A 20783-nucleotide genomic window follows, 5' to 3' on the forward strand; every position below is an offset into this window, starting at 1 on the left:
GGCGTCGGCAGACTGGTGCTTTGAGGCTCGACTCATCAGAGGAAATGCTATCGGTTCAGGAAAGAACCCGGTCAGCGCTCCTCAGGTGGTCGATACTGGTCGTCTGAGGTAAAGCAGGTGCGGTATACCATGACCATGATTAGGCCATCGGCCAGCAGTGTCAGCGCGGCAATCGCACCGAACACCACGAACTGATATTTGGCGGCATTCAGCGGATCGCCACCGGCAATCACTTGGCCGGCCATCATGCCAGGAATCGTTACGATGCCGCTGGAAGCCAGCGAAGCAGTGGTTGGCAATAGGCCCAAACGAATCGAGGAGACGATGGAGGGACGCGCTGCCTCCCAAGGGGTTGCGCCCAACGCCAGCATCATATCCACTTCGTCGCGCCGCTCTTCCATGCTTTCATAGAATCGGCTCAACCCCACCGCCAAGGCAGTGACGGTATTGCCCAACAACATGCCGGTCAACGGCACTACCAGCTGCGGCGCATACCACGGATGCGGGCGCACAATGAGTTCGGTGACCAGCGCCAGCATAAGCAGCATCGTAATGACCAAACTCAGAAATATCGGGCCAGCCAGACCCTTGGGAATGCCTCGGGCGCGCGACATCACGATTTGCACGGCGGCAATCAGCATAACCGCCATCAATGCGAACACCATCCACACGCTGTTCGAACGGATTACATAGCCAATAATGAAGCCCATGGCGCACAGCTGCACCAATGCGCGGCATGACGACCACATCAAGGTCTTGCCAATACCCATGTGCATCAGTTCGCTGATAATGGCCGCCACGGCCACCATGCCCAACGCCAGGACGAGACCCCAGACGTCGATGTCGTAGGCGCCGTTCATGGGCGCACCTCCTTATCCCGCGTCAGATCGGTGAGCCGTCCCGCATCGAGCATCAGCGTGCGGGTGGCGCGTCCGTCCGGCGGACGGTGTCGGATGCGGATGATCGCCATGCCGTGTGCGGCCGCGTCCGCCATGATCGCGGCCACTTTGGATGCGTTGTCGTCGTCGAGTCCGGCGTCCACCTCATCGGCCAGCAGCACTTTCGGGTCGGTGAGCAGCGTGCGGGCCAACGCCACGCGCGCCGCCTGGCCGCCCGACAGGTCATGCGGCGTGCGCGTCAGGTCGATGTCCTCGCATCCCATCGCGTCCAGGGTCGTGCGGATGCGTTCGTCGGGCAGCAGCCGCGCGGCCTTACCCTCCTTGCCTCGAATCGCGAGCGTCCAGGGCAGCCGGATCGCCTCGGCCACGTCCTTGCCGGTCAGGATCGGTTTTTGCGGCAGGTAGGAGACGTCCCGCCGCCATTGCTGCGCGCTGAATTCGTCACTGCCCACGCCGTCGAGGACGAACGTGCCGTGCGCGTGCGGGTTGAGTCGGGCGCATGCGGTCAGCAGACTCGATTTGCCGGAGCCGGATGGGCCCACCAGGTCGATGATGTCGCCGCGCTCCATGCCGAAGGACAGGTTGTCGAACACCGTGCGTTCGTCGTCTGCCGGCGATTGCGCGGGGACGACGCAGGACACGGACATGGCTTCGAAGAAGGGTCGCATATTCATCCAGTCTAGTCGGGGGTTCACGTGGGAAACCCCAGCGTTCACTTCCTGTATACCCGGTGTGGCATAATAACCAAGGCAATTTTTGGGCTTTGCCTAAGCTAGTTTGAATTTGAAATAGGTGAATAACGTGGCACAGACTACTAACGACATCAAGAACGGATCCGTCCTGAACCTCGACGGCCAGCTGTGGACCGTCATGAAGTTCCAGCACGTCAAGCCGGGCAAGGGCCCTGCCTTCGTGCGCACCACCATCAAGAACGTGCTCTCCGGCAAAATCGTCGACAAGACCTTCAATGCTGGCATGAAGATGGAATTCGAGACCGTGGACAACCGTACCCTCCAGTACTCCTACGAGGACGGCGACAACTTCGTGTTCATGGACATGACCACCTACGATCAGATCATGATTCCGAAGACCCTCGTGGGTGACAAGGCCAAGTTCCTGCTCGAAGGCACCGACTGCCTCATCTCCTTCCACGACGGCACTCCGCTGAACGTCGACCTGCCGGGCTCCGTGATCCTGACCATCACCCACACCGAGCCGGGCCTGCAGGGCAACCGCTCCAACGCCGGCACCAAGCCCGCCACCGTGGAGACCGGCGCCGAGATTCAGGTGCCGCTGTTCATCAACGAGGGCGACCGCGTCAAGATCAACACCGAGGATGGCTCCTACACCGGCCGCGAAAACTGATCTTCTCCACGCAACATACCTAGTCGACAGTCGAACCAAAGGACCAGCAGCAGTATGGCACGTTCCACCGCGCGCAAAAGGGCGTTGAACACTCTGTACGAGGCCGACGAAAAGGGTCAGGACATCCTTTCCCTGCTTGATGAGCGCATCGCGCATCCCGGTGCTCAGACCCCGCTTCCCGACTACGCCATCGACATCGTCAAGGGCGTGGCCGAACACCGCCGCCAGATCGACATGACCCTGGACGATCACTCCACGGGTTGGAAGGTCAGGCGCATGGGCGTGGTCGATCGCAACATCCTGCGTATCGCTGCTTGGGAGATCCTGTTCAACGACGAGGTGCCGGACAAGGTGGCCATCGACGAGGCCCTGGCATTGGCCAAGACCCTGTGCGATGACGATTCACCTGCCTTTATCCACGGCCTGCTTTCCGCGGTGTGCAATGCGAAGAACACCGAGCCCGCGGGATCGGTGGACGATGAGCCCGCCGAGGAATCGAACGAACCGGACCAGTCCGGTCAAACCGATTTTCCTGCATCCGAGCCCGCCGCCCCGTCCGCTGAGACCCAGCCGACGGTCGATTAGTCATTTGTTTTCAAGCCTCCCTCCGGGAGGCTTTTTTATGGGCGGAACAACTTTCCGCTGTGATTGTCCAAGCCGGTTGTGAGCCGGCTGCCCCGCCAGCGGGGCGAGACTTCGCGCGCACCGGCGTGTGAGTCTGCGCTGGCCGTTAACCTTGGTACGAATACCCGAAAAACATAAGGGGGTTTTGGTGAGCCAGAACGAGTCCGGAACCATCGCAATTCCGATGTATGACAAGGACGATGCAGTCCTCGTTTTGGAAGACGGACAGGTATATGTGGGGGAGCCGTATGGCGCCCTGGGCGAGACGACCGGTGAGATCGTCTTCGCCACCGGCATGACCGGATACCAGGAGACGCTCACCGATCCGAGCTACGATCGCCAGATCGTCGTGCAGACCTTCCCGCACATCGGAGACACCGGCGTGAACGGCGAGGATCCCGAATCCTCGCGCATCTGGGTGGCCGGCTACATCGTGCGTGATCCCTCCCCGAACGTGAGTAACTGGCGTGCTGAGGGCAGCTTGGACGATGACCTGGTCAAGAACGGTATCGTTGGCCTGAGCCATATCGACACCCGTAAGCTGGTACGCCACCTGCGTTCCGCAGGCGTGATGCGCGCCGGCATCTTCTCCGGCGAGGCTTTGGTCGATGCCGCTACCGGCAAGCTCAAGACCATCGAGCAACTGCTTGAGGATGTCAAGAACACCCCGCCGATGCAGGGCCTGAGCCTGTACGACGAAGTCTCCACCAAGGAGACTTACACCATCGAGCCGTGCGGCGAATACGAAGGCAAGGAGCCGCTGTACACCGTGGCCGCCGTGGACCTTGGCATCAAAGGCATGACCCCGCATCGTATGGCCGAGCGCGGATGTCGCGTGCACGTGGTGCCCTCCACCATCACCTTTGCCGAACTCGAAGCCCTGAACCCGGACGGTGTCTTCTTCTCCAATGGCCCGGGCGATCCGGAACAGGCCGGCCCCGAAATCGAACTGTTGCGTCAGGTGCTCGATGCCGGCTACCCGTTCTTCGGCATCTGCTTCGGTAACCAGTTGCTGGGCCGTGCGCTCGGCTTTGGCACTTACAAGCTGAAGTTCGGCCATCGTGGCATCAACCAGCCGGTCAAGGATCTGACCACCGGCAAGGTCGAGGTCACCGCCCACAACCACGGCTTCGCGGTCGACGCCCCGATTGGCAAGCAGGTCGATGCACCATTCGAAAACGGCAAGTACGGCAAGGTGTTCGTCTCCCACATCGATCTGAACGATGACGTGGTCGAAGGCCTGCAGTGCGTGGACATTCCCGCGTTCTCCGTGCAGTACCACCCGGAGGCCGCAGCCGGTCCGCACGATGCGGCCTACCTGTTCGACCGTTTCTGCGAACTTATGAAGAACAACCCCAAGGAAGGTAAGTGATATGCCGAAGCGCACCGACATCAAATCCGTGATGGTCATCGGCTCCGGCCCGATCGTGATCGGTCAGGCTGCTGAGTTCGATTACTCGGGCACCCAGGCATGCCGCGTCCTTCGTGAGGAAGGCATCCGCGTCATCCTCGTCAACTCCAACCCGGCCACCATCATGACTGACCCGGAGATGGCCGACGCCACCTACATCGAGCCGATCGCCACCCCGATCCTCGAGCAGATCATCGCCAAGGAACGCCCCGACGCGCTGCTGCCCACCCTCGGTGGCCAGACCGCGCTGAATGCCGCCATGGCGTTGGGCGAGGCAGGCGTGCTCAAGAAGTACAATGTCGAGCTGATCGGGGCCTCCCTGGAAGCCATCGACCGCGGCGAGGACCGTGAGCTGTTCAAGAAGGTCGTGGACGAGGCCGGTGCCGAATCCGCCCGTTCCCGCATCGCGCACAGCCTTGAGGAATGCGACAAGATCGCCGAAGAACTCGGCTATCCGCTGGTCGTACGCCCGAGCTTCACCATGGGTGGCCTGGGCTCCGGCATCGCCCACGACGAAGAGGAGCTGCACCGCATCGCCGGCGCCGGCATCCATTACTCACCCACCGACGAAGTCCTGATTGAAGAGGGCATCGAAGGCTGGAAGGAATTCGAGCTCGAGCTCATGCGCGACCGCAACGACAACGTCGTGGTCGTCTGCCCGATTGAAAACGTCGACCCGGTCGGCGTGCACACCGGTGACTCCATCACCGTGGCCCCTTGCTTCACCCTGACCGATCGCGAATACCAGAAGCTGCGTGACATCGGCATCGCCATCATCCGCGGCGTGGGCGTGGACACCGGCGGCTGCAACATCCAGTTCGCCATCCATCCGAAGACCGGTCGCATCATCGTCATCGAGATGAACCCGCGTGTTTCCCGTTCCTCCGCTCTGGCGTCCAAGGCCACCGGCTTCCCGATCGCCAAGATCGCCACCAAGCTGGCTCTCGGCTACACGCTGGACGAGATTCGCAACGACATCACCCAGTCCACGCCGGCCTCCTTCGAGCCGACCATCGACTACGTGGTCACCAAGGTGCCGCGCTTCGCATTCGAGAAGTTCCCGGGTGCCGACCCCACCCTGACCACCTCCATGAAGTCCGTGGGCGAGGCCATGGCTCTGGCCGGCAACTTCCAGGAGTCCCTCGGCAAGGCCATGCGCTCCATTGACAAGCGTCACATGGGCTTCAACTGGGACGGCGACAAGCCGTCCGCAGATGAGGTAGCTGAGTTGCTCAAGGCCATTCATACGCCGACCGAACACCGCTACCTGCAGCTCATGCGTGCCATCTGGGGTGGCGCAACGCTGGATCAGCTGTATGCGGCCACCAAGATCGACCCGTGGTTCCTGAAGCAGCTGCTGCTCATCAACGAGACTGCACAGGCCGTGCGCGAGGCCGAGACTCTGACCCCGAAGCTGCTCAAGAAGGCGAAGCTCGCCGGCCTGTCCGACGTGCAGATCGCCCATCTTCGCAGCCTCGGCGACGAAGGCGAGAACACCATCCGCGAATTGCGCTGGAACTATGGCCTCAAGCCCGTCTACAAGACCGTCGACACCTGTGCCGCAGAGTTTGATGCGGCCACGCCGTACTACTACAGCTGCTACGCCGATGAGACCGAACTTCGTCCGCGTGAGCGCGAGGCGGTCATCATCCTGGGTTCCGGCCCGAACCGCATCGGTCAGGGCATCGAGTTCGACTACACGTGCGTGCACGCCGTGCAGGAGCTCGGTAAGGACTATGACACCATCATGGTCAACTGCAACCCGGAAACCGTGTCCACCGATTACGACATGTCCGACCGCCTCTACTTTGAGCCGCTCACCTTCGAAGACGTGCTCGAGATCTACGAGGCCGAGAAGAAGATGGGCCCGGTCAAGGGCGTTATCGTCCAGCTCGGTGGCCAGACCCCGCTCTCGCTGGCCGCACGTCTGAAGGCCGCCGGTGTGCCGATTCTCGGCACCACCCCGGAGTCCATCGACTTGGCCGAGAACCGTGAGCTGTTCGGCGAGGTCCTTAAGAAGGCGGAGATGAATGCCCCGCGTTACGGCACTGCCCTGAGCCTCGAAGAGGCCAAGGAAGCCGCACATCGCATCGGCTATCCGGTGCTGGTGCGCCCGAGCTACGTTCTCGGTGGCCGCGGCATGGAAATCGTTTATGACGACAAGCAGCTCAACAAGTACGTGGATCGCGCGCTTGCCGAGGCCCAGGCCGATACGGTGGTCTCTGGCCGTCTGCCCTCCCCGTTGCTGATCGATAAGTTCCTGCAGGATGCCATCGAAATCGATGTCGATGCGCTGTTCGACGGCAAGGAGCTGTACATCGGCGGCATTATGGAACACGTCGAGGAAGCCGGCGTCCATTCCGGCGACGCCGCCTGCACCCTGCCGCCGTCTACGCTGTCCGACGACCAGATTCGCCGTCTGCGCGAAGGCACCTACGCCATCGCCGCCGGCTGCCACGTGCAGGGTCTGATCAACGTGCAGTACGCCTTCATGGCCAACACGCTGTACGTCATCGAAGCCAACCCGCGTGCTTCCCGTACCGTGCCGTTCGCATCCAAGGCCACCGGTGTGGCTCTGGCCAAGGCCGCCGCTCGCATTATGGCCGGCGAGACCATTGCCGACCAGCGCGCCAACGGTCTGCTGCTACCCAAGGGCGACGGTGGTGACATCCACCCCGGCCAGCAGGTCGCGGTCAAGGAATCCGTGCTGCCGTTCAAGCGTTTCCGCACTCCGGTGGGCAAGACCGTCGACATTCTGCTCGGACCTGAGATGCGTTCCACCGGTGAGGTCATGGGCTTCGACCGTGACTTCCCGCACGCCTTCGCCAAGAGCCAGCTCGCCGCCTATGACGGTGGCCTGCCGACCCACGGCAACGTGTTCATCTCCGTGAACGACACTGACAAGCGACAGCTGCCGCTGCTCGCAGTACGCCTCGAAGAGCTTGGCTTCAAGCTTTGGGCCACTGAGGGCACCGCTTCCGTGCTGCGCCGTTACGGCATCGACTCAAACATCGTGGACAAGATCAGCACCCGTGTGGACACCGATCCGGAAGCTCCGGTTGAGGTGCATCATGCCGCCGGATCCGTGGGCAAGAATGTGGTTCAGCTCATCGAAGAGGGCAAGATCGACATGATTCTCAACACGCCGAACTCCCGCGGCTCCCGCTCCGATGGCTATTCCATCCGCGCCGCCGCCATCGCCGCCGATTTGCCGCAGTTCACCACCATTACCGAGTTCCAAGCCGCACTGCTCGCCATCGAGGCCGTGAAGCATAATGATTATCAGATCATGAGCATCCAGGAGCATTCGAAGCAGCTGTTCGAATTGGAGAAACAGGAGTTCTGATGGTTGCACCCAGCGATGAGGAGTTGCAGGCCCAGCGTTCCGATTTCGGTCTGCGTTTGAGCAATTCGATGGCCAAATACGGGCCATTGTGCGTCGGCATAGACCCGCACCGCAAACTCCTCACCGACTGGGGGTACAACGTCGACGCCGAAGGTGCCGAGCTGTTCTCCATGCGCATGCTGCAGGCCGCCAACGGTCGGGCCGCAGCCGTCAAATTCCAGACGCCGATGTTCGAGCGCTATGGAGCCAAGGGCTTTGAAGCGCTCGAGCGTGTGCTCTACGCTGCCCGTCAGATGGGTGTCATCACTATCGTGGATTGCCTGCGTGGAGGGCTCTCCACTACCATCTCCGCCATTGCGGATGCCTACTTCAAGCCTGGTGCGCCGCTATTGGCGGACGCCATCACCCTGCTGCCGTATTATGGCGCGCGTTCACTGAATGGATTGATTACCGAAGCGTTGGAAAACGGACGCGGCGTGTTCATCGCCTCGTTGACGTCCAACCCGGAGGGCATGAGTCTGCAAACCGCCATCCGGCAGTCCGGCGATTACCGGGGACGTACCGTGGCATTCGGTATCGCGTCCAACGCGCAGCAGCACAATGCAGACATCGACGGTATGGGCTCGGTCGGGCTTATCATCGGTGCGACCATTGGCCAGTGGATGAAAGACTCCGGTGTGAACCCTTCCGAATTCACCGGCCCTATTCTCTCTCCCGGCTACGGCTGGCAGGGTGCCGAAGCCAAGGACCTGAAAACCGTGTTCCGCGGCACGCGCAGCAACGTGCTGGTCACCGTATCCCGTCTCATCGCCTCGCACGGGCCGGATATCGCTTCGCTGAGCCAGGCCACCGAGTCGATTGCGCTCGACGTGCGCCAGGCGCTGATGGAAGCCACCGCTGAGGGCGACGAAAACCAGTAACCCACAGGAATCTGCTACTGCACATTGGAGGAATTCATGACCGAGAACACTCACGCTGGTCGTCTGATCGTCCTGACCGGGCCGACCGCCGTAGGCAAAGGCACTGTGGAGGCCAAGCTGCGCGCCGATCACCCGGAAGTGTGGGTGTCCGTTTCCGCCACCACGCGCGATCCGCGTCCTGGTGAGGTCAATGGCGTGAACTACTGGTTCCTGTCAGAAGACGAGTTCCTGGCCAAGGAACAGGCGGGGGAGTTCTTGGAAACCGCAGTGGTGCATGGAATGGCCCATTACGGCACGTTGTTAAAGCCCGTCGAAGAGCATCTGGCTGCTGGTACACCCACGATTCTGGAGATCGATTTGCAGGGTGCCCGCCGCGTCAAGCAGCGCGCCTCTGAGCTTGATCTTGAGGTGGTGTACGTGTTCATTGCACCGCCGAGCTTCGAGGAGCTGAAGTGTCGTCTGATTGGCCGCGGCACTGAAACCGCCGAACAGCAGGCTCGCCGTTTGGAAACCGCCAAGGTGGAGCTGGCCGCCGAAAGCGAATTCGATGTGACTATTGTCAACGAGACCGTCGATCAGGCCGCAGCCGACCTGTGGAACGTCATCGCCCAGGAATACGGCTTGTAGTTTTTCTCTTTTTTGGGGAGCCGAGAACGAGCCTTACCGCTGTACCACCAACTGCTGGTGCAGAATTTCGGTGCTGTTCTTGGCTGGTGCCTGCTTCCATCGGATCGTGCTGGATTCATGGTGCTCGCTGACATAATGCCGCATCCATTCGAAGCACTGCTGGGTTTGGATGGCATCGCTTAATGCGCGGTGTTCCTCGTTATCGGCAATGCCGAATCGTACAATCAGGTCGGCGAGCCGGTGATGGCTCTGCTTGGGGAACAGGGCACGGCTGATTTGCATGGTGTCATAGTCGGCGCAGGCGAATCCGCATCCCGCAATATGGCGGGTGTTATAGTCCAGGAATCGCAGATCGAAGCTGACATTATGACCGACGATGGGCTCGGTCTCAGCCGCGGCGTTGGAATCGGCGAGCCAGGAAATGAATTGGGGGAGCACCCCGTCAATGGGATCATGGTCGGCGACCATCGCGTCGGTAATGCCGGTCAACGCGGTGATTTGACGAGGAATCGGGCATAACGGGTTGATGAGTTGCTGGAACTGGTCAACGACACGGCCGCCGCGCACGCGTACGGCACCTATTTCGGTGATGGCGCAACGGTTCGGATAAAACCCGGTGGTCTCCAAATCAAGCGCCACATAATCGGTGGGGAATCCGGTGACGTCTTCGGCAATCGGGGTGCCGGCGGTCCAGTCGGGATGGGACTGCTGGCCAAAAACGGTAATGCCGGGAACGGTCACTGGATGCTCCTCCTATCGGTCGATGTTCGGTGATTTATTGTAGCGGCAGCCCAACCTGACGAAAAAGCCCCGTATCTGCGAACCGGGTACAGGGGCGGGAAATCAGCTGATACAGCCGATTCGGTTACTGCTGTATATCGTCAAGTTTGTCTTGTATCAACTTGTCGAGGTCATTCAGCTCTTTAGACGGGCTGGCCGTTTCGTCCAAACTCGTGAGTGCGTCGTTCAGCTCCGTTGAGGCATCGTACGGATATTCGATGTCATAGTACTGATCCAAGAGATTGTGGTACTGGTTATAGGCATCGGTGCCGTACTCGATGTTGTTGGGGTAGCCGGGCTGTGCGGGGTAACCAAGGCGTAACGGTGCGCCTGGCTGGCCCGGTTGACCCGTGTAAGCGGGTTGAAACGGTTGATTCGGCTGGCCCTGTGGAGCATAGGGCTGTCCTGGCTGCACTGGCTGGAATGGCACTGCGGGTTGCGGTGCATTACCTGGCGTAGGTTGTTGTGCTGTGGGCTTTACCAGCTGATCGAATGGTACCTGACCGTTTGCTGGCGTCATCGTCAGTGGTATGTTCGTCGCTCATTACGAGTTCCTCAACCATTGAATAGCATCACGATAAGCCCCCAACAAGCCAGATGCCAAGCAGGATCCTAACATTGTTCGGTCTGGTTGCACTAGGGGTAATCCTTCGTCGGATTGCCGATATCGGGGGAAATAACGGATATATTTGGTAACGAATAATCGGGCTGTCGGGAAAGGTGACATATGAAACGGATAGTGGCAGGCATCGTGGCACATGTGGATGCAGGCAAGACCACACTATCCGAGGCGTTGCTGTATCGCACTGGTGAGATTCGCAAGTTGGGCCGCGTTGACCATGGCGATGCCTTTCTGGATACGAATTCGCTGGAAAAGGCGCGAGGCATCACGATTTTCGCGCATCAGGCACTGGTGGAGCATGGTGATCTGCGATTGACCTTGCTGGACACGCCGGGGCATGTGGATTTTGCGGCCGAAACCGAACGCGTGCTGCGTGTGCTTGACTACGCAATTCTGGTGGTCTCCGGTACCGATGGGGTGCAAGGGCACACGGAAACCCTATGGCGTTTGCTGGCAAGATATGGTGTGCCGACGTTCATCTTTGTCAACAAGTGCGATGTAGACGGATTTAACGGTGAAGCCGTGCTGGCCCAGCTGCGCAAACGACTGAGTGATGCGGCGTATCCGTTGCCTGCAGTCGATGGATTGTCCGATGACGATGAGGTGCCGTTAGGGGAGTCTGCCGAGGATATCGCCACATTGGATGAGACCGCGATGAACGACTATCTGGAGCATGGCGGGCTGTCCGTAGTCCGGTTGCGCGCAATGATCGCCGCACGCGAACTGTTTCCCGTGTACTTCGGCTCGGCGTTGAAGTTGGAAGGCGTCGAGGAGTTCTTGGATGGAGTGGAATCTTTCACCGCCGAAACGCAGTGGCCGGAACGGTTCGCCGCGCGCGTGTTCAAGGTGGCCCATGACGGGCAGCACAATCGCATGACATGGCTGAGGGTTACCGGTGGCATGTTGAAGGCCAAGGAAATCGTATCGTCGTCAACGCGGAAGACCGCCGAGCCGGCATGGTCCGAGAAAGTCGACCAGGTGCGTGTATACAACGGTGCCAAATTCGATACGGTCACCGAAGTGCCAGCCGGCGCGGTATGTGCGGTGACAGGGTTGACGCAGACTTTCCCAGGTGAGGGATTGGGCTATGAGCCGGATGCCGAATCACCGTCGCTGCAGCCGGTATTGACATACACGATGCTTCCTGCAGATGCGGGATCGGGCGATGCCGAAAACGTCGGCCGAGATGCTGCTCAGCGAAATACCGGACAGCATGGAGTGGATCCCGACAATTCAGATGACGCTCAGGAAGACAGCGGATTCGTGGCACGCCCCCGATTCGATGATCTGACTTTGCATAAGGTCATCACCGCATTGCGCGAGCTGGAGGACGAGAATCCGTTGCTGCATGTGGTGTGGGTGGAACGGCTAGCCGAGGTCCATGTGCAGCTGATGGGCGCAGTGCAGTTGGAAATCATTCAGCAGACCCTGCATGATCGTTTCGGTCTTGATGTGTCGTTCGGTCCGGGCTCGATTCTGTATCGTGAAACCATCACCGAGCCAATCGAGGGCATCGGCCATTTTGAGCCGCTCAGGCATTATGCCGAAGCGCATATTCTGCTCGAACCGGGGAAGCCCGGAAGCGGCATCAGCGTGGCATCTGCTTTGTCCGAAAACGATTTGGATCGTAACTGGCAGCGTCTGATTCTTACGCATCTGACCGAGCGTGAGCATCTCGGCGTGCTAGTTGGTGCACCGCTGACCGATATCAAGATGACACTGGTGGCAGGCAAGGCGCATCTGAAACATACCGAAGGCGGTGACTTCCGTCAGGCCACCTATCGTGCGATTCGTCAGGGTCTGATGGAAGCCAGAGCCGGAGTCAGCGGACGTCCCGGCTCTCCGGTTGAGGAACGCCCCGATACCACGGGCCAGGGCAACTGTCGACTACTTGAGCCGTGGTATCGATTCCGTCTTGAAGTGCCCGCCGATATGATCGGCCGGGCGATGAGTGATGTTCAACGCATGTCTGGCACGTTCGATTCGCCGTCCACCGACGGTGGCTACGCAGTGATTGAAGGTGAAGCGCCGGTTTCTGAAATGCGTGACTATGCGATGGAAGTGAATCAGTACGCCCATGGTCATGGCCGGTTCTCCGCCACTTTCGGCGGTTATAAGCCGTGCCATGACGCGGAACAGGTCATCAAGATAGCCGTCTATGACCCCGAATCGGATCTGGACAACACCCCGGATTCGGTGTTCTGCGCCCACGGTGCCGGCTATCCCGTCAAATGGTATAAAGTCCCGGAATTCGCCCACTTGGATTATGCCACTACCAAATCTGCGGCCTAATAAACCCGTTCTTCTCCAGAAAACGTTGGATATCACGCATCTCAGGCATATTGATTGAATGGGCCATGCCCGGATACACTTCTTCGGTCAGCGTGCCGTGCTCACGCCAGAATGTGCCCATCGCCGCAACATCGGCTTTGGGGAAGATATCGTCAATCGCGCCATGCCCATAGAACACCGGCGGCTGCAGCGAAGCGAGCTGTGCATCTCCGTCAACGGTGCCCGGCGCCAGCCAGCCTGAACAGGATACGGCTGCAGCGTACCGGTTTGGGTTGAATCGCAGTATATGGGTGGCCAGCAATCCGCCCTGCGAAAAGCCCATCATGACTATCGGCCGGGTTGCGGGAATGTTTGCCCCGACCCATGCATCGATAGCCTGCGCCGCGGCAAGTGCCTGTTCGTCCAATGATTTGCCTTCCGGCACGCCCTCATGCGCCCATGAGCCAAACCATGTGTATCCCATGCCATAGGCGATGGGAGCCTGCAGACTGGCATAGTCGGCGGAACCGGCCCCACAGTAGTTCAGCAAGTCGGGCAGGTCGTATTCATTGGAGCCCCAGCCATGCAGTAGCATGAATACCGGGTCGTTTTCCAGGCCCTTCAATCGGGTCAAAGCCTTGGTGATTTCCATGCCTCCCAGTGTAGCCATCGCGAGTGTCGGAACGGGCGTTTGAACCATCCATAAGCAACCCATATAGCCACGCCGTTCAATTCGCTGCCCATTTGCGTTATGGTCATAACCAAGCCGCGCGGGGAGTGGCCTCGCGCAGATAACGCGACAATAAAGGGGGTGCGCAATGACCAGGTTCAACACTCAGCTCGTCCACGGACTGCCGGTTGGAGACAACAACACCGGAGCCGTGAACCCGCCGATCTACAACTCGACGACATATGCTTTCGAGAGGGTCGACGCGATGCCCCGTTATGACTATGCGCGCAGCGGCAATCCCACACGCGACTTCCTGGAACAGCAGATCGCTCAGCTCGAGCAGGGAACGCGTGGTTTTGCGTTCGCCTCGGGGCTGGCGGCGATTCATGCGGTACTGAGCATTTTCAAGCCCGGTGACCGCATCGTGGTCGGTGACAATATTTATGGCGGATCGTATTCCCAGCTCAATGAGTTCTTCACTCGCTGGGGAATCATCGTCGAGGCCGTCGACACTCAGGACATTGCAGCATTGGAGGCCGCCGTCAAAGGCGACCGCGCGAACGGCATCGCGCCTGCCCAAGCCGTCTACTTTGAAACCCTGACCAATCCACTGCTCAAGGTGAACGACGTACGCGCCATCTCCACGGTGGCCCACCGTTTCGGGGCGCTTTCGATTGTGGACAACACGTTCGTGACCCCGTACCTGCAAAAGCCGCTTGCGCTGGGTGCGGATGTGGTGATTCACTCCGCCACCAAGTATCTGGCCGGTCATTCTGATGTGAACGCCGGTCTGGTGGTCGTTTCCGGTGAGGATCTGGCGAACCGCGTGTACTTTGCGCAGAACCGTTTGGGTGGTGTGTTGGCTCCCGCTGAGTGCGACGCGGTACGCCGCGGCATTCAGACTCTGGCCCTGCGCATGGACCGTCAGCAGGAGAACGCCAATGCCATTGCCTGCTACCTGCTGGTGCACCCGCTGGTCAAGTCGGTGCATTACCCGGGACTGCCCGGTGCCGGCGATCAGCATCTGGCCGCCAAGGGACTCAAGGGTGCCGGCGGCGTGCTGAGTTTCGAGGTGGTGCCCGGCGTTGACCCTGCGGATGTGCTCAACAACCTGCATTTGTTCCGGCTTGCGGTATCGTTGGGGGCTGTGGAGTCGCTTGCCGAGCTGCCCTGTCGCATGACGCATTTCGAGCTGCCCCGTGAGGAGCGCCTGAAGATCGGTATCACCGATGAGCTGGTGCGCCTTGCCGTTGGCATCGAAGACGCCAACGATTTGATTGAGGATCTTGGTCAGGCTTTCGATACCGCCTACGCCCGTTACATCGATCGACATGCCGATACTGACGTGTTCCAACAACTGACTTCGGGGGTGTTCGCCTGATCTGATACTTTTCCTGCCTATTTCTACTCCTGGGGAGCGGCGTCGGTTGTGCCACACCGGCGCCGCTTTTTTATGCCTTTGTTCTTGTTGGGCCGGGGATGCTGTCGGGATTATGCGAGCTGAATGTGGTTTTTGGTTCCGTTCCTCGGTGGGACTTGGCTTTTATGGCGCAGATGCAGAGAGAAAAATCGACTCGTGGTGGTATCTCACTGCAACTCGCGGATTTCGTGCCATGTAAGAAGGGACCCACGTTTTTTCCGTGTTATGTGGCAAACCGTCATCAGGACAAGACTGCGTATGCATTATGCCAGACGCGTATCCATCACGTCTCCCGTTATGATGGACACGATCTAGCAAAACAGGCCGCGTGAGAACTGTACGCGGCGAAACAGAGGAAAGGACCCGACATGGCCATTGATATCTACGGTGCTACATGGTGCGGTGACTGCCGTCAAGCCAAGAACACGCTCGACAAGCTGGGGGTGGCATACACTTGGCACAACATTGAGGAAGAGGAAGGCGCTGCCGACCGTGCCGTGGCCATCAGCGGCCAGCAGCACATTCCGGTTGTGTTGTACGGTGACGGCTCGTTCCAGGTGGAGCCCTCCGCAGTGGATATCAAGAACAAGCTGCAGGAGTTGGGGGAGCTGACCGACTAGGGCTCGGTCCAGGAATTACATGGGATGCACGTTCGCCTGCTTATGAATGTTGGATGAGTGTTCGGGGCTCACGCGGGCTCCGGCTGTTTGTGCAATGCGGGTTGGATCTGGTGGAAGTTGGTACATTGTATGCTAGCGGAAAGATCACGCTAGCTTCGGAGCGATTCTCTTGACAGCATTACTGACTTTCATTTCGTTGGATCTGACCGTCGAGGTTTACCTTTGACCTCAACTTTTGAGAATGAGGTCCAATGCCTTCCGGTATCGGACCTCATTGCGCTTATAGGGTATGACACAGTTAGCGTGTGAGGAATGTTCGTGCCGAGACGAATGAGGCAACTGCATTGCTGAAATCGGTGTCTCCCCGATACACCACGCTACGTTGCTCCGCCGGCATGCCTAATTCGTTGCCGACCGTCACTAGATGCTTGCAGAAATCATCACGCGCGGTTTGTCCGGATTTGATCTCTATGAGCTGAGGGTTGCCGACATCGGTCATATCCATCAGATCGACTTCGACTTGGTTGCTGTCCCGATAAAAATACAGTTCGGGCTCTTCGTCCGCATTGAGGTGTTTCTTCAGGGTTTCCTCGATGATGAGGTTCTCGAATACCTCACCCCGCTTTTTGTGCAGGACGAGCTGTTCGACGCTGGTGATGCCAAGAAGATAGCTCAGCAAACCCGTGTCGTAAAAATATAGTTTCGCTGTTTTGGTTAGACGCTTGCGTTCGTTGGAAGCGTAGGGTGGCAACATAAAAATAATGTAGCTGGAAGTGAGAATGGACAGCCACTCCTTAGCGGTCTTATTGCTTACCCCAGTCTCGACGGCAAGTTTACTGATATTGACCAGCTGTCCGGCGTTTTGCGCGCAGAGTTTCAGGAAAGTGCGGAAGGACTGTAGGTTGCGGACGTCAAGAATTTCCGCAACATCGCGCTGAATGTATGTGGTGATATAGCTTCGGAAATAGGTGGCTTCCGGCATGTCCACTTCATGAAGATGAGGATACCCACCTCGAAACATAAACATATCCGGTGTGAGATCAGGATTAGCCTGCATGGCTTCGCGGTAGCTCAGAGGGAGCAGCTGCATAATACCGACTCGACCAGCCAAAGATTCATCGACATGCTTGAGCAGTAAGAAATTCTGCGACCCTGAAAGCAAATATTGACCCATCTCGTGTCTCTCGTCGGCGGCGGCTTGGATTTCGGGGAATAGGTCGGGTGCATATTGTGCTTCATCGATGAATAGGTGAGAGGGGCGTGAATTGATGAATCCTACCGGATCGCGCTGCGCAGCTATGCGGAGATTCCTTGTTTCTAGGTTCAGATATTCATAACTGGGGAAAGTATGCCGAAGCAAGGTAGATTTGCCACTTTGGCGTGGTCCCATCACTGACACGACAGGAAACCATGTGGCCATTTGTTGTGCTCGTGTGCCGAGCAATCGAGGAATCATATGATCTCCTAGTGTATGCAGATTAGGAAGTAGAACTTATGATAATTGAGAAGTAGGATTTATGCAAATTAGGAAGTAGAGTTTATGATAATCAGGTAATAGAGCTTGTGTGAATGAGGATGCTGCTCAACGGAGCCTTTGTCTCGGGGCTGATCCCAATAGGATATGCTGTTTGTTGGCAGAAAGATCGCGTCAACTTCGAGACAAACTTCTAGGCGGCGCCACTGACTTTCGCCTCGTTGGATCTGAATGCTGAGGTTTACCTTTGACCTCGAATTATGTGCAGAAAGGGCCTGACGTTCTAAGATGTTGGGCCCTTTCATCGATTAGGTGGACAACGGTTCGTTCCATCTTGCGCAGTTGTCTTCATTCTGAGTTCTGTGTCTGCTGTGACACCGTCTCTTTTTTGAACATCACTAATGCGTTATCGACATAATAACCGGTTATCAAACGCAGGAGATAAATGAGTCTTCGCCAGTTTGTGTGGTGGGAAAGCCCCGGCAACGGACGCCGGGGTTTTTCCACACACACAAACTGGCGAAGACTCTAAAAAAAGGGACTTGCGAAAATGGGATTGCTGTTTTTGCGTATATAGCCAATGCTTATAAGAACACATCAGCAATTGCAATATCTTCGTGCCGGTGTCACGCGTCAAGGCTTGCTAAGTTCGGAAATAGAATTTATGGCGGTAGGGGAGAGAATTGATGAGCGAAAGTTTCCAAACACAAGCCATCCACGCCGGATACGATCCGCTGGCTAACGGGCGTATAGCCGCCGGCGTCAGTGACAACCTGATTCGCCTATCCATAGGTTTGGAAGATGTCAACGACCTGATCGCAGACCTTGATCAGGCCATCGCCGCAGCATACTGATTGGATGCCGCACATCTTTTATAAGAAGCCAGCATGCACACATAGTGAACAGTTGTACACATATGCGTACGATGTCTACCGCTTTGTTTGGACGCTGATACGATGGAAATCACGAGTCGAGGCCGAGGGTGGTTTCGACGTGGATGAAGGGAAAACATCATGGCCGTATTCTTTGCTGGCCGGCTGATTGCATTGCTCATTATCATCGTGCTACTCATTGTTCTGCTGAGTGCCGCACTCTTCGTCGTGCCGCAGCAGCAGGCCTACATCATTGAGCGATTCGGCAAGTTCCTTAAGGTGCAGTTCGCAGGTATTCATATCCGCATTCCGTTTGTGGACCGTATCGCTATGAAAACCAACATGCGTGTCAACCAGCTTAACGTGCAGCTGGAAACCAAGACTCTTGACAACGTGTTCGTCACCGTGGTGGCCTCCACTCAGTTCCGCGTGAACCCGAACGATGTGGCCACCGCTTACTACGAGCTGCGTGACCCGGCCGGTCAGCTGCGCTCCTACATGGAGGACGCGCTGCGTTCCGCTATCCCTGCACTGTCTTTGGACGATGCCTTTGCCCGCAAGGATGACGTGGCTTTCGATGTGCAGAAGACCGTGGGCAACGAGATGAGCCGGTTCGGCTTCACTGTGGTCAAGACCCTGATTACCGCCATCGATCCGAGCCCGCAGGTCAAGAACGCCATGGATTCCATCAACGCCGCCCAGCGCGAGAAGGAAGCCACCCGCCAGCGCGCCGAGGCCCAGCGCATCCAGATCGAGACCCAGGCCGCCGCCGAGGCGGAGAAGACCCGGCTGCAGGGTGAGGGCCAGGCCAACTACCGCCGCGAAATCGCCAACGGTATCGTCGACCAGATCAAGAGTCTGCAGGCCGTGGGTATGAACATCAACGACGTGAACAACGTGGTGCTGTTCAACCAGTACCTCGATGTGATGCGTTCGCTGTCCGAGTCCGGTAACGCCAAGACCGTGGTGCTGCCCGCCTCCACGCCTGGCGGCTATCAGGATCTCTACGAACAGGTCACCAAGGCCATGCTCACCGCCAACGAAACGAAGTAATCGGCCCATTTGCAACCGCATCCATCGTTAGTGAAGCCCCTCCAAGCGAGGGGCTTCACTGCGTTTCAGCTCTGATTCCATATGAATTGATATCGTCGCGACCGGTTTAGATTTCAACGAGTGCGAAAATTGACTGTATGCAGATTGTAACGAGTGCGCGAATTACTTACCTATAGATTGCGACGAGTGCATAAAGACCCTGAGTTCTAAATAGAAGTGCAACACCTTCTTAAGTTAGAAACTGAACACTTCCAACCTTAGACAAGGTGTTGCACTTCTATTTAGAACTCAGGAGATGAATTCCTTTGGCTTACTCGTGCTAATGTTGCGCTGCCGGCATTTAGTGTTGCTGCCCCCGTGGCTCCGCTGAGAGCCAGTAAAGAACGTCGATTGCTGAAACTGTTCTATTCCGATGTAGGATTGCTGACCAGCTCGTATGGCAAGAAGTCAGCACTGGGCATACTGGATGGTCAGGCTGCAATGAACATGGGCGGAGTCTACGAGAATGTCGTGGCGCAGGAACTCACCGCGCATGGATTTACCAATCTCTATTACTTCACGAAAAAAGGGATTGGTGAGCTGGATTTCCTGATAGAGACCGATGACGGTGATGTGTTGGCCCTGGAGATTAAGCCGGGCAAATACTACCGTTCTCATGCAGCCCTTGACAATGCGCTGAACACTGACGGCTACGCCATTGACAGGGCGATAGTACTCGCGGAAACCAACGTATTCCAAGAGAAAGGAATCACCTATCTGCCAATGTATATGCTTTCAATGCTGATTAATGAGTAATTGCCACCTTGCCTTGCAAACTTTCTCGCTGACGGTTGCTCAGTGAGAAAGTTTGCAAAACTTACTTGCTGAGGAACTCGGGGATGGCCTCGGCCGCCGCATAGCCTTTGCGGTACATCATTTCCAGACCCTCGAAGTTCTTTTTTAGGGTGTTGAGACCATAGAGGTCTTCCGGGGCGAGAATCAGCACGCGGCCTTCTGCCTCATACTGTTTGGCCATCTCGATTTCGTCGTTATAGGTCTTGTACCGCATGCGCAGCTTTTCAGCCGCGGCGGGGTAAGAGCGTTCGAGGATACAGGCTGGAGCCAGATCCTTCTGCTGTTTGCGCACTTCGTTGCGCAGACGGGAGAGAATCAGAATCACCTTGTCGTAGCCGTCATCCAATGCCTTCTGCACCGGGACTGGATCGGCGATGCCGCCGTCGAAATACGGCACACCGTCCACTACATACGGTTCGCATGCCACTGGCACAGCCGATGAGGCCTTGATGACATCGAAGTCATCGAATCGCGCACGCGACTTGTCGAAATACTTGGTCGAACCGTCTTCGGCGTTGCACGCTACCACGGTAAAGCCGGTGGAATTAGCCTCGAAAGCCGCGTAATCCACCGGGTTCTCGCCATCGTGGTTGCTCAGCGTGCCGTAGATATAGTCCAGGTTGGCAAAGTTGTGATTTTTGAAATAACTTTCCGCGCTCGCGTATTCCTTACGGAACGCGTACTTGGTATAGAAAGTGTGGTTGCGCCCATGCTGGCGGGCGATGAACGAGGTCATATTGGCTGCCCCCGCGGACACGCCGTAACACATGTCCACATCAATGCCATCTTCGAGCATGCGATCCATCACGCCGCAGCCGAAAATAGCACGAAAGCCGCCGCCTACATCAATCATTGCGGTCTTTGCCATACCAAACCCCCTATTTTGCTCAAGTAGTCATGAGCTTACGCGCGCTGTTTGGACAAAGATGTGGGCAATGGACCCACGAAATGTCTGTTTATTTGCCTTGGCTCCCC

The 20783-nt window shown here is 57.7% G+C and carries 18 protein-coding genes and 1 pseudogene; 12 read left to right on the forward strand and 7 right to left on the reverse strand.

All coding sequences use genetic code 11. The features are described from left to right. Positions 1 to 71: 71 nt before the first annotated feature. Together BBBR_RS02890 and BBBR_RS02895 are read right to left on the reverse strand one after the other, a co-directional pair. A complete protein-coding gene (locus tag BBBR_RS02890; protein WP_003828693.1) occupies positions 72 to 860 on the reverse strand; it encodes an ABC transporter permease in 789 nt (262 codons plus the stop codon). Continuing rightward, on the reverse strand, positions 857 to 1573 hold the full coding sequence (locus tag BBBR_RS02895; RefSeq protein ID WP_003828694.1) for an ABC transporter ATP-binding protein: 717 nt from the start codon (positions 1571 to 1573) through the stop codon (positions 857 to 859). Before BBBR_RS02895 ends, BBBR_RS02890 begins: the two co-directional genes overlap by 4 nt. Before the next feature lie 127 nt (positions 1574 to 1700). Between BBBR_RS02895 and efp the strand changes: the two genes are divergently transcribed. The 6 genes from efp (at position 1701) to gmk (ending at position 9192) form a co-directional block, all read left to right on the forward strand. Next, on the forward strand, positions 1701 to 2264 hold the full coding sequence (efp, locus tag BBBR_RS02900; RefSeq protein WP_014483972.1) for an elongation factor P: 564 nt from the start codon (positions 1701 to 1703) through the stop codon (positions 2262 to 2264). A 54-nt stretch (positions 2265 to 2318) separates the two neighbouring features. Then, entirely contained in the window at positions 2319 to 2849 is a 531-nt protein-coding gene (gene nusB / locus BBBR_RS02905; RefSeq protein ID WP_003828696.1) for a transcription antitermination factor NusB, read from the forward strand. A gap of 223 nt (positions 2850 to 3072) precedes the next feature. Next, positions 3073 to 4260, forward strand: a complete 1188-nt coding sequence (gene carA, locus BBBR_RS02910) for a glutamine-hydrolyzing carbamoyl-phosphate synthase small subunit (protein ID WP_003828697.1) — start codon at positions 3073 to 3075, stop codon at positions 4258 to 4260. A 1-nt stretch (position 4261) separates the two neighbouring features. Next, on the forward strand, positions 4262 to 7645 hold the full coding sequence (gene carB / locus BBBR_RS02915; RefSeq protein ID WP_003828698.1) for a carbamoyl-phosphate synthase large subunit: 3384 nt from the start codon (positions 4262 to 4264) through the stop codon (positions 7643 to 7645). Further along, positions 7645 to 8565: an orotidine-5'-phosphate decarboxylase gene (gene pyrF / locus BBBR_RS02920; RefSeq protein WP_003828699.1), complete on the forward strand. Its 921-nt coding sequence runs from the start codon at positions 7645 to 7647 to the stop codon at positions 8563 to 8565. Before carB ends, pyrF begins: the two co-directional genes overlap by 1 nt. Positions 8566 to 8601: 36 nt before the next feature. Next, positions 8602 to 9192 carry a guanylate kinase gene (gene gmk / locus BBBR_RS02925; protein WP_003828700.1) on the forward strand — a complete coding sequence of 197 codons (591 nt, stop codon included), beginning with the start codon at positions 8602 to 8604 and terminating at the stop codon, positions 9190 to 9192. 33 nt (positions 9193 to 9225) lie between these two features. Here gmk and BBBR_RS02930 read toward each other — a convergent pair whose 3' ends face one another. After that, entirely contained in the window at positions 9226 to 9933 is a 708-nt protein-coding gene (locus BBBR_RS02930) for a 3'-5' exonuclease (protein WP_003828701.1), read from the reverse strand. 124 nt (positions 9934 to 10057) lie between these two features. Then, on the reverse strand, positions 10058 to 10492 hold the full coding sequence (locus BBBR_RS02935) for a hypothetical protein (RefSeq protein WP_003828702.1): 435 nt from the start codon (positions 10490 to 10492) through the stop codon (positions 10058 to 10060). 207 nt (positions 10493 to 10699) lie between these two features. Here BBBR_RS02935 and BBBR_RS02940 point away from each other — a divergent pair, with 207 nt between their 5' ends. Continuing rightward, positions 10700 to 12886: a GTP-binding protein gene (locus BBBR_RS02940; protein ID WP_003828703.1), complete on the forward strand. Its 2187-nt coding sequence runs from the start codon at positions 10700 to 10702 to the stop codon at positions 12884 to 12886. Here the strand turns inward: BBBR_RS02940 and BBBR_RS02945 are convergent. After that, positions 12867 to 13517 carry an alpha/beta hydrolase gene (locus tag BBBR_RS02945; RefSeq protein WP_019727934.1) on the reverse strand — a complete coding sequence of 217 codons (651 nt, stop codon included), beginning with the start codon at positions 13515 to 13517 and terminating at the stop codon, positions 12867 to 12869. The two genes, BBBR_RS02940 and BBBR_RS02945, sit on opposite strands and share 20 nt — an antisense overlap. Before the next feature lie 166 nt (positions 13518 to 13683). Between BBBR_RS02945 and BBBR_RS02950 the strand changes: the two genes are divergently transcribed. After that, on the forward strand, positions 13684 to 14916 hold the full coding sequence (locus BBBR_RS02950; RefSeq protein ID WP_003828706.1) for a trans-sulfuration enzyme family protein: 1233 nt from the start codon (positions 13684 to 13686) through the stop codon (positions 14914 to 14916). Positions 14917 to 15323: 407 nt separating this feature from the next. Beyond that, positions 15324 to 15575, forward strand: coding sequence for a mycoredoxin (locus BBBR_RS02955; RefSeq protein ID WP_003828708.1), 252 nt, complete (start codon positions 15324 to 15326; stop codon positions 15573 to 15575). A gap of 298 nt (positions 15576 to 15873) precedes the next feature. Here the strand turns inward: BBBR_RS02955 and BBBR_RS02960 are convergent, their stop codons facing one another. After that, on the reverse strand, positions 15874 to 17031 hold the full coding sequence (locus BBBR_RS02960; RefSeq protein WP_014483965.1) for an ATP-binding protein: 1158 nt from the start codon (positions 17029 to 17031) through the stop codon (positions 15874 to 15876). Positions 17032 to 17795: 764 nt separating this feature from the next. Between BBBR_RS02960 and BBBR_RS11245 the strand changes: the two are divergent. The 3 genes and pseudogenes from BBBR_RS11245 to BBBR_RS02970 all read left to right on the forward strand — a co-directional run. Beyond that, positions 17796 to 17903 (forward strand): annotated as a pseudogene (locus tag BBBR_RS11245) (PLP-dependent transferase); the annotation flags it as partial. 159 nt (positions 17904 to 18062) lie between these two features. Further along, on the forward strand, positions 18063 to 18974 hold the full coding sequence (locus BBBR_RS02965) for an SPFH domain-containing protein (RefSeq protein WP_003828713.1): 912 nt from the start codon (positions 18063 to 18065) through the stop codon (positions 18972 to 18974). 357 nt (positions 18975 to 19331) lie between these two features. After that, positions 19332 to 19769 (forward strand): DUF4143 domain-containing protein, encoded by a 438-nt coding sequence (locus BBBR_RS02970; RefSeq protein WP_016462405.1) that lies wholly within the window; start codon positions 19332 to 19334, stop codon positions 19767 to 19769. Between the two features lie 61 nt (positions 19770 to 19830). Here BBBR_RS02970 and BBBR_RS02975 read toward each other — a convergent pair whose 3' ends face one another. Next, positions 19831 to 20676: a patatin family protein gene (locus BBBR_RS02975; RefSeq protein ID WP_003828717.1), complete on the reverse strand. Its 846-nt coding sequence runs from the start codon at positions 20674 to 20676 to the stop codon at positions 19831 to 19833. Between the last annotated feature and the right edge of the window lie 107 nt (positions 20677 to 20783).

Source organism: Bifidobacterium breve DSM 20213 = JCM 1192 (assembly GCF_001025175.1).
In the GTDB taxonomy this organism is placed as follows: domain Bacteria; phylum Actinomycetota; class Actinomycetes; order Actinomycetales; family Bifidobacteriaceae; genus Bifidobacterium; species Bifidobacterium breve.